Origin of the sequence: Mesorhizobium sp. L48C026A00 (assembly GCF_000502375.1) — a bacterium.
Classification (GTDB): domain Bacteria; phylum Pseudomonadota; class Alphaproteobacteria; order Rhizobiales; family Rhizobiaceae; genus Mesorhizobium; species Mesorhizobium muleiense.
In genome coordinates this window covers 1-4298 of record NZ_AYWU01000087.1, presented here as the reverse complement: position 1 = coordinate 4298, position 4298 = coordinate 1, and the positions used below count along the sequence as shown (strand labels likewise).

General features: G+C 60.9%; 2 protein-coding genes and 1 pseudogene. All 3 read left to right on the top strand.

Annotated elements, in window-relative coordinates; all coding sequences use genetic code 11:
- Window positions 1-126: 126 nt before the first annotated feature.
- Window positions 127-2763: pseudogene (locus tag X738_RS84355) on the top strand (Tn3 family transposase); the annotation flags it as partial.
- Between the two features lie 152 nt (window positions 2764-2915).
- A complete protein-coding gene (locus tag X738_RS80425; RefSeq protein WP_156942794.1) occupies window positions 2916-3701 on the top strand; it encodes a tetratricopeptide repeat protein in 786 nt (261 codons plus the stop codon).
- A 110-nt stretch (window positions 3702-3811) separates the two neighbouring features.
- Window positions 3812-4192: a recombinase family protein gene (locus tag X738_RS89960; protein ID WP_245277913.1), complete on the top strand. Its 381-nt coding sequence runs from the start codon at window positions 3812-3814 to the stop codon at window positions 4190-4192.
- The last annotated feature ends 106 nt before the right edge of the window (window positions 4193-4298 follow it).

Below are 4298 nucleotides of genomic sequence, written 5' to 3'. Positions count from 1 at the left end.
TTCCCGGGGGCGTCCACACACGGCCCGAAGCTGCGATTTTGGCCAAGTTGTGGAACGTTGCCGGAACGGATTGACGGTGAAGGCTCAGCGACCTGAGAATTCACTCCTGAAACAGGGAGTGAACGTATGGGTTTGCGTGTTTCGCCTGAAGCTTTGGCTGGGGAATGGAGCCTCTCTTTTGCCGACAATGACTTTGTGAACGCCAAGCCGGCCGGGTCGAGGCTCGGACTGGCGGTGCAGTTGAAGTTCTTCGCAGCCTTCGGATACTTTGCCACCGGCGCGACCGAGNTGTGAACGCCAAGCCGGCCGGGTCGAGGCTCGGACTGGCGGTGCAGTTGAAGTTCTTCGCAGCCTTCGGATACTTTGCCACCGACGCGACCGAGGTTCCGGACGAGGCGATTTCGTATCTGGCCGAGCAGCTTGGTGTCCGCGAGGCCGGTCTCGACGGTTACGATTTTTCGGGGCGGTCGGGACGGCGTCATTGCGCGGAGATTCTGCGCCATCTGAGCTTTCGCCGCATGAAGCGGGCTGACCGGGTCGCACTTTCAGATTGGATGGCGACGGAGCTCTGCCCGGGCGGGCAGTCCGTCGCGGTGATGTTGGAGGCTGTCTTTCTCTGGTGTCGCGACCACAGGATTTTCGGTCCGTCCGGTAAGGAGATGGAGCGGCTTGTACGCTCCGAGCGGCAACGCTTCCTGGAATGCTTGCTTGCCGGCGTTGCGGATCGGCTTCTGCCGGAAACGGTCGCGCTGATGGAGGCGTCGCTGGTCGAACCGGATAGTCTGACAGGATTCCATACAATTAAACATGACGCAGGTGCGGCAACGTTGGACAACATGCTTGCCCTAGCTGACCGGCTTGCCTTCATTCAAAAGTTGACACTGCCAAGGGATTTGCTGACGGGTGCCGGCAAGTCCTGGATCGATCAGATCGTCCGGCGGGTCGGCGCCGAAAAGGCTTCGGAGATGCGCCGCCACACCCCCAGGCGACAACTTGGCTTCTATGCCGTCTTCCTGATGGTGCGGGAAGCACAGATCATCGACGGGATGATCGATCTTCTGGTGGAAACCATCCACAAGATCGGAGTGCGCTCGAAGCGCAAGGTGGTCGCCGGAATCGCCAGGGATATTGAGAAGGTCTATGGCAAGGAACGGTTGCTGGTCGATATTGCGGGTGCGGCGATCGAGACGCCGGACGGCCGGGTCTGCGATGTAATCTTTCCGGTGGCGGGGCAGGAAAAGTTGGCGGCGATTATCAGGGAGCATCGGGCGAAAGGCACGCTCGAGCGCCGCATCTATCAAGTGATGCGCGGCTCTTATGCCAGCCATTACAGAAGGATTTTACCAAGACTGCTCTCGGTCCTGGAGTTTCGTTCGAACAACGCCGTGCATCGGCCCGTGCTCGAAGCCTTGGATTGGATCAGGCGAGCCTTCGGTACCGGATGCCGCATCGTACCACGCAGTGCCGTGCCGATTGAGGGCGTCATTCCACCGAAATGGCGCAGCGCGATCATCGGCAAGGACGGGCGCATCAACCGGATCAGCTACGAACTCTGTGTGCTCAGCCAATTGCGTGACCGCATCCGGGCGAAGGAAATCTGGGTGGTCGGCGCGGACCGCTATCGCAATCCGGATGATGATCTGCCCAAGGATTTCGAGGCCAGGCGCGCGGCCTACTATGGTGCCCTGAACCTGACGCCGGACGCGCGGGCCTTCACGCACCAGATCCGGGCCGAGCTCGAGCGGGAACTGCGGCTGCTGAGCACCGAAATCCCGCGCAACGATAAGGTGCGCATTCTCTGGCGCGGTGAAAACCGCATCTCGATCACGCCGTTCGAGCCACTGCCGGAACCGCAGGGCCTTCGCTCGGTCAAGGCCGAGATCGGGCATCGCTGGCCGATGACGGAACTGCTGGATGTTTTGAAGGAGACGGCCCTCGACACCGGCTTTCTGGATGCTTTTGAAACATCGGCCTCTCGCGTGACGCTTTCCCGCGGTGCGGTCGACCGGCGCCTGATCTTGTGCCTTTACGGATTCGGCACGAATGCCGGCCTAAAGCGCGTGGCGACCGGATGCCCGGACGTCAGTTACGAGGAATTGCTTCACGTCGGCCGGCGCTTCGTTCACCGGGAAGCGCTCGAAGCAGCCTGCGCCAGCGTTGCGAACGCGACACTGGCCATCCGCAACACCGCCATCTGGGGCGAGGCCGGTACGGCCTGCGCTTCGGATTCCAAGAAGTTCGGCGCCTGGGACGGCAACCTGATGACCGAATGGCATGTCCGCTATGGCGGTCGCGGCGTGATGATCTACTGGCATGTCGACAAGGGCTCGACCTGCATCTTCTCGCAGCTCAAGCGCTGTTCGTCTTCNCCTCGGCTTTGCCTTCTGCAGGCTGCTCGGTTTCGAGCTCGCGCCACGGCTCAAAGCGATCGCCCGGCAGAAGCTGGCGCTGCCGCATGCGGGCCTCCGCGCCGAACTGCCCAACCTGCTTCCCGTTCTTTCCAGCGCTATCAACTGGGATGAGATCGAGCAGCAATATGACGAGATGGTCAAATATGCCGCAGCCATGCACAGCGGGCTCGCCGATCCGGAAGCGATCCTGCGCCGCTTCGCCCGCGCCGAGGTGATGCACCCGACCTACAAGGCACTGGCCGAGCTTGGCCGGGCTATCAAGACGATCTTCCTGTGCCGGTATTTGCGCCACGAGCCGTTTCGCCGCGAAATCCATGAAGGCCTGAACGTCGTCGAGAACTGGAACAGCGCGACCAGCTTGNACAAGCGGCGTGACCCATCGAAGGGAATGTAGAAATGCCTGTATCGAAGAAGCCCCGAAAGAAGGCAGTGGCGAAGTCCAAGCAGCCGGAAAATGACAATGCTCTGCCTCAGATGCCGGACCGGCGTGGCATGGAGGGGTTCATGGCAGGTCTTTTCGGCGGACGAGGGAGCGACCCGACCGACGCCGCGCAAGACGTCATGTATGAGGCTTGGGAAGCGACCAGTCGCAGCAAGCGTATTTCGCTGGCCAGGAAAGCGCTCGAAATCTCGCCGTTGTGCGCCGACGCTTATGTGTTGCTCGCGGAGGAAGAGGCCAACTCCGTCGAGGAAGTGCTGGATTGCTACCAGAAGGGCGTCGAGGCCGGAGAAGAGGCGCTCGGACCGGAAGGGTTCGAGGAATATGCCGGTCACTTCTGGGGTTTTCTCGAGACGCGCCCCTACATGCGGGCGCGGGCAGGTCTTGCCGCCGTACTCTGGCGGCTTGGTAGGCATCAGGAGGCCATCGACCATTATCAGGCGATGCTCGAGCTCAATCCGAATGACAATCAGGGCATCCGCTACGTGCTGGCCGGGCATTTGCTGGCACGCGACGACATCAAGGCCCTGAGGAAGCTGCTCAAACAGTACGAAGACGATTGCGCTGCTGCATGGCTCTACACGCGGGCCCTTCTTGCCTTTCGTGAAAACGATCCGGATGCCGGGAAGCTTGCCGAGGAGGCCTGGCTCGCGAACAGCCATGTACCGGGCGTCCTGTCCGGCAAGCAGCCTCTCGTCGCCGCCACGGATGGATACATCACCATGGGCGGTGAAGACGAGGCAGCTGACTACGTCGAGGAAAACGGCAAGGCCTGGCAGGCCACTCCCGGCGCAATTGCGTGGCTGGCGGAAGTTACCCGAAAGCTGAAACCACGAAGACGGCGTAACTGACCGCCCGGAACCGATGGTCGTGTTCTAATTTGGGTATACCCGACCTGCGCAGCGCGAATGAACACGTTGCAGCCGCACAGCCATGTTTATTTTGGGTCCGATTTGAGATATTGAACGACTTCACATCTCGGCACACCCAAAATCAACAGTTTTGCATGACCCGCATTGGATATGCCCGCACCTCAACGACAGACCAAAACCTTTCTGCGCAAATCGCCGCGCTCAAGGCCGCCGGCTGCGAGGTCATTCGCGAGGAGCAGAAGAGCGGCGCCTCCCTGGAAGGCCGCCCGCAGCTCAACACCATTCTCGACTTCATCCATCCTGGCGAGACGCTCGTCGTCACCCGCATCGATCGCCTGGCTCGCTCTCTGCGCGACCTCCAGGCGACTAAAACAGGGGCACGGCCCGACCCGCATCGCACGCGATCTCGGCATCTCGCGTGGAACCGTCTATCAGGTGCGGAAGGGGAAACCAGGATGAGCAAGCCCTGATGTTCTCCAAATGTTCTCCAACTTGGCCAAAATCGCAGCTTCGGGCCGTGTGTGGACGCCCCCGGGAATGCAAGTGATTTCTTTCACTTTGGCGATGAGCAATGCG

Coding starts and splice junctions, on each gene's coding strand:
- X738_RS80425 (WP_156942794.1), top strand. CDS start 2,916: ATGGCAGGTCTTTTCGGCGGACGAGGGAGCGACCCGACCGACGCCGCG.